This window comes from Gordonibacter pamelaeae 7-10-1-b, assembly GCF_000210055.1.
Taxonomy (GTDB): Bacteria; Actinomycetota; Coriobacteriia; order Coriobacteriales; family Eggerthellaceae; genus Gordonibacter; species Gordonibacter pamelaeae.
In genome coordinates this window covers 942825-948098 of record NC_021021.1, presented here as the reverse complement: position 1 = coordinate 948098, position 5274 = coordinate 942825, and the positions used below count along the sequence as shown (strand labels likewise).

Annotated in this window: 6 protein-coding genes; 5 read left to right on the top strand and 1 reads right to left on the bottom strand. The window is 67.6% G+C overall.

Features of this window, described 5'->3' with window-relative positions:
* A partial coding sequence (gene leuB / locus GPA_RS04480; protein ID WP_041239084.1) for a 3-isopropylmalate dehydrogenase occupies positions 1 to 893 on the top strand: 893 nt, incomplete at its 5' end.
* Positions 894 to 1054: 161 nt separating this feature from the next.
* On the opposite strand, the gene GPA_RS04475 is transcribed toward leuB, so the two are convergent.
* The gene (locus GPA_RS04475) at positions 1055 to 2029 is read right to left on the bottom strand and encodes a CPBP family intramembrane glutamic endopeptidase (protein WP_041239082.1); all 975 of its coding nucleotides are present in this window, start codon (positions 2027 to 2029) and stop codon (positions 1055 to 1057) included.
* 166 nt (positions 2030 to 2195) lie between these two features.
* On the opposite strand from GPA_RS04475, the gene GPA_RS04470 reads away from it, so the two are divergent.
* From GPA_RS04470 to GPA_RS04455, 4 genes are all read left to right on the top strand, one after another.
* A complete protein-coding gene (locus GPA_RS04470; protein ID WP_041239080.1) occupies positions 2196 to 2945 on the top strand; it encodes an ABC transporter ATP-binding protein in 750 nt (249 codons plus the stop codon).
* A gap of 12 nt (positions 2946 to 2957) precedes the next feature.
* Entirely contained in the window at positions 2958 to 4547 is a 1590-nt protein-coding gene (locus tag GPA_RS04465; protein WP_015539071.1) for a putative ABC transporter permease subunit, read from the top strand.
* A gap of 51 nt (positions 4548 to 4598) precedes the next feature.
* Entirely contained in the window at positions 4599 to 4934 is a 336-nt protein-coding gene (locus tag GPA_RS04460; protein WP_015539070.1) for a DUF1648 domain-containing protein, read from the top strand.
* A gap of 9 nt (positions 4935 to 4943) precedes the next feature.
* Positions 4944 to 5274 (top strand): GntR family transcriptional regulator (locus GPA_RS04455; protein WP_231847569.1); only part of this gene is annotated, 331 nt, incomplete at its 3' end.

Here is a 5274-nt window from a genome sequence, read left to right as displayed (position 1 = left end):
TGGCGGCCGTCGGCGGCCCGAAGTGGGACACCACCGATCCTGCGAAGCCGCGCCCCGAACAGGGCCTGCTCGGCATCCGCAAGGCGCTCGGCCTGTACACGAACCTGCGTCCCGTGCAGATTTTCGCCGCGCTGGCCGATGCGTCCACGCTCAAGCCCGAGATCGTGGACGGCGTGGACATGATGATCGTGCGCGAGCTGACCGGCGGTTTGTACTTCGGCCGTCGCGAGCGCTTCTACGACGAGGAAGGCTGCGGCATGGACGGCGCCGCCGGCCAGCGCGCCTACGACACGCTCGAGTACCGCGAGTACGAGGTCGAGCGCATCGCGCGTCAAGCCTTCGAAGCCGCGCGCAAGCGCCGCAACAAGGTGACGAGCGTTGACAAGGCCAACGTGCTGGAGACCAGCCGCATGTGGCGCGAGATCGTGCACCGCGTCCACGACGAGGAGTACGCCGACGTGGAGCTCGAGGACCTGCTCGTGGACAACACGGCCATGCAGCTCATCAACCGCCCGGCCGACTTCGACGTCGTGGTGACCGAGAACATGTTCGGCGACATCCTCTCCGACGAGGCGGCCCAGATCACGGGCTCGCTCGGCATGCTGGCCAGCGCCAGCCTCGGCGACGGCACGGCGCTCTACGAGCCCAGCCACGGCAGCGCGCCCGACATCGCGGGGCAGGGCATCGCGAACCCGCTCGCGCAGATCCTGTCCGTCGAGATGATGCTGCGCTACAGCTTCGACATGCAGGATGCGGCCGACGACGTCCGCCGCGCGGTGACCGCCGTCCTCGACGAGGGCTGGCGCACCGGCGACATCAAGGGCCCCGACACCCCGGCCGACAAGGTGGTCGGCACCGTGGCCATGGGCGACCTCGTGGTGGAGCGCCTGTAGAAAAAAGGCGGCCCGGCGGATCGGCAGGTCCGGCGGTACAGCAGGCACGGACAGGGCGGGGCCCGATCTGGCGGCAGATCGGGCCCCGTTTTCCGTTATGCGGGTCGGATGTTTCGTCGGATGTTTCACGTGAAACATCCGTTCGTGTGCTAGCCGCTGGGCTACTCCTTAGGAGCGCGGGCCAGGTCGGTCTTCGTCACGTCGTCGGGGAGGCCCGCCTTCGGCATGTCGAGCGTGCCCGCCTTCTCGCGGCGATGCAGGTCGCGCAGCATGAAGGCCGCCACGACGATGAAGGCGCTGCCGCCGACGACGCCGACGGGCAGGGGGCCCACGAACGGATTGCCGCCCGTCACCGAGAACAGCAGCGCCGCGCTCACGAACCCGTTGATCGCCCCGTGGCCGATGGCCGCCGCCAGGCAGCTGCCCGTGCGCACGGTGACGTACGTGAGGAAGATGCCGACGACGACGCAGAACAGGCACATGGCCGCGATGCCGCCGAGGGGCCAGGTGGGATAGCCGGTGCCGTAGTTATGCCCGATGACGGTGAGCGGCGCGTGCCAGAGTCCCCAGATGACGCCCGTGATCAGCAGCGTGGGGACGATGCGCAGATGCGTGGACACCTTCGGCACGAGGTAGCCGCGCCAGCCCCATTCCTCGCCGAACGTCGTGAAGATGTTGAGCACGGGCGCCAGGAAGACGGCGAACGGCAGCTGTGCGAGCAGCATCATGGTGACGGTGTCGGCGGGCAGCTCCGAGCCGGTCGTCGCCGCTTGCTGCTGCGTCGAGGCGACGAAGGCGCTCATGGAGGGGTCGAAGTCCTGGGGGAACACGAGGAAGTACACGGCCGCCCCGATGACGGACAGGATGGCCGGCCCGAACCAGGCAACCGCGAACCACGGCAGAGACTTCTTGACCCCGCGCGGTTTGATGACGCTGTTCTTGAATCCCTCCCGCGTGACGAGGCGCGTGACGAGCACGCCGATGGCGGGGAAGAACATGGCCGCCCCGGTGATGAACTGCGTGGCGACCGGCGGGATGCCGGTGAGCGCCCCCGACGACGCCGGATACACCACTCCGAACTCATATGCCCACGTTAGGGCAAAGGTGACTGCTAGAAAAATCGCTATGCGCTTCATGGTCGTGCTCCTTCTCTCCTCATCTCCCGATGTTTCACGTGAAACATCAGTTCGCGCAAACAAATGTTTCACGTGAAACATCGGGACCCGTTTGTGATTCCTCCTTGCGTTCTTGTTCCATTTGTTATAGCATAAATATAACAAACAGGCAAGGAAAGGAAGCGACATGGCATCTCCGGTATTGTCAGTCAACCATGTAGTGAAGACGTTCGGCGCGAAGCGCGCGGTGGACGACGCGACCCTCGACGTTATGCCGGGGGACATCTTCGGCTTCGTCGGCCATAACGGCGCGGGCAAGACGACGCTCATCCGCTCCATCGTGGGCGTGACGGGTTTCGACGAGGGCGACATCCGCATCGCCGGGCAATCGGTGCGCACCGACGCGCTCGCCTGCAAGCGCGTCACGGCCTACGTGCCCGACAACCCCGACATCTACGAGTTCCTCACGGGCATCCAGTACTTGAACTACCTCTCCGACATCTTCGAGGTGCCGGCCGACGTGCGCGAGGCCCGCATCCGCCAGTTCGCCGACCGCCTGGGGCTCACCTCGGCGCTCGGCGACCTCGTGTCCTCGTACTCGCACGGCATGCGGCAGAAGCTCGTGCTCATCGGCGCGCTCGTGCACGAGCCGACGCTGCTCGTGCTTGACGAGCCCTTCGTCGGCCTCGACCCCGAGGCGTCCTTCCAGGTGAAGGAGATGCTCCGCGAGCTGGCCGACGGCGGGTCGGCCGTGTTCTTCTCGAGCCACGTGCTGGAAGTGGTGGAGAAGCTGTGCGACAAGGTGGCCATCATCAAGCAAGGGCAGCTGCGGGCGTGCGGGCGCACGGCCGAGGTCGTGGGCGACGAGAGCCTGGAAGACGTGTTCCTCGACATGATAGACCGCGGCGCGACGGCGTCGGCCGCGGGCGCACGATAGGGGGCGGCGAGCATGCGTTCGTTCATCCTTCTTCTGAAAATCCAGCTGCTAGGGCTGTTCGGCATCAACAAGACGCTGCACGCCGATCCGGCGAAGGCGAGGCGCACCCTGGCGCTTGCGGCGTTGGCCGTGGCCGCCATCGTGCTGTTCGCCGCGGCGTACTCGTCGGGCGTCGCGCAGGCGCTCGTGGAGATGGGGCTGCCCGAAGCCGTGCTGCTCGTCGCGGTGCTCGTGGGCGCCGTCGCCGGTGCGGTGGCGGCGTTCCTCAAGACGAACGGCGTGCTGTTCGGCTTCAAGGACTACGACCTGGTGATGTCGCTGCCGGTGCCCACCTCGTCGGTGGTGCTCTCGCGCATCGCGTCGCTGTACGCTATGAGCTTGGCGTTCGGCCTGCTGGCGATGGTTCCGGCGTTCGCCGTGTACGCGGCGAACGCGAGCGTGACCGCGGTCGGCGTCGCGTGCATGGCGCTTTCGGCGGTGCTGGCCCCGCTGCTTCCGCTGGCCGCGGCCATCGTGCTGGCGGTGCTCATCGCGGCGGTGTCGGCGCGCTTCAAGCATGCGAACGTCGTGGTGATCGTGCTCACCCTGGCGGCCATGCTTGCCGCGGTGTTCGGTTCGCTGGCGTTCTCGTCGCAGGCCGACGACATGGCGGCCATGACGGTGCTCGGCACCGAGCTCGTGTCCCAGCTGGCAGCCGTGTTCCCTCCGGCGGCGTGGGCGACGGCCGGCATCGTAAAGGGCGATCTCGCGGCGTTTTTGGCGTTCGCCGCCGTGAACCTCGTGGCGGCGGGTGCGGTGCTCGCGCTCGTCGTGCGCCTGTTCGTGCCGGTGAACTCGCTGCTCATGTCGTCGCGCCCGCGCGGGACGTTCTCCTTCGACGGCAAGGGCGCTGCGGCGGCGAAGGCTGGCTCCCCGCTGCGCGCGCTCATGGCGAAGGAGGCGCGCCTTCTCGTGGCCACGCCCATCTACTTCATGAACGCCTGCATCGGGTACGTGCTCGTGCTGGTGGCGGCTATCGCCGTGGCGGCGGGGACGCTCACGGGCGCGCTGTCGCTCGACCTGCTGCCGCCCGAGCTGGTTCCCGTCATCGGGCTCGTGCTTCCGTGGGGCCTGGCGTTCTTCTGCAGCATCTCGTCCACTACGGCCGCGTCGGTGTCGCTCGAGGGTTCTTCGCGCTGGCTCATGCTGACGGCGCCCGTTCCCGCTTCGACCGTCCTGTGGTCGAAAGCGGCGGTGAACCTGGCCATCGGCCTGCCGTTTCTGCTGGTGTCTGCTGTGCTCGTGGCGGTTTCGCTGCCGCTCGACGCGCTGTCCGTCGCAGCGCTATTCGCGGTGCCGTCGGCATCGTGCTTGCTGGCCACGAGCTTGGGGCTGGCGCTGGACGCGCGCCGTCCGCGCTACGACTGGACGACCGTGTACGAGCCGGTGAAGCGCGGCATGCCGGTACTCGTGGTGGTCTTCGCCGGCATGGGCCTGGTGGCGGCGGGCATGGCTGCGGCCTTGTTCCTGGGGCAGGCGGGATCGCTGCTGGCGGCGTGCGCGGTGGCTGCGGCGTCGGTCGCGCTCTACCGCAGCACGGCGAAGCGCGGGCTTTCCGCGTAAATCGGGGCAGGAAGCGAAAGTATCATCGGACGGCGAGCGAAAGGCGGTATCATGGGAGCAAGAGAGAACGGGACGCGTCGCAACCGGGGCACGGTGCTCGAAGGGCGGAGCGGGCTCGTGGCGGCGATCGTGCTGGGAGGTGCGGCGGTCGCGTTGGCCGCAGCCCAGTGGGTGCTGCTGCCTGACCAGGTGGCGACGCATTTCGGCATCACGGGAGAGGTGAACGGCTGGTCGCCGAAGTGGTTCCCCGTCCTCCTTTCGGGAGGCTTGGGCCTGTTCGGCTCGGTGTGGCTGGGCGTCTCGCGCGAGAAGCTGGGACTGCTGTTGGCCGTCATCGGCGTGTTGATCGGGGTCATCGACCTCGCGGTGAACGGGTTGATGATGTAGCGAAGGAGGATGCTCGTGATCGTCCGCATAGACCAGAAGTCGGAAGAGCCGCTGTACCTGCAGATCCGCAGCCAGATCATCGCGGCCATCGCGCGCGGCGAGCTGGTTCCCGGAACCGCGCTGCCGTCCGTGCGGTCGCTCGCCAGCGATTTGGGGATCAACCTGCACACGGTGAACAAGGCGTACGCGGTGCTGCGCGACGAGGGCTACGTGCTCATGCGCGGCCGCAGCGGCGCCTACATCGCCGACCCGTGCGAGGAGGATCGGGCCGATCGCGCGCAGATCGAGCTGGCGAAGATGGAGGACGAGCTGTTCGAGCTGGCCTTGGCGCATCGCGCCC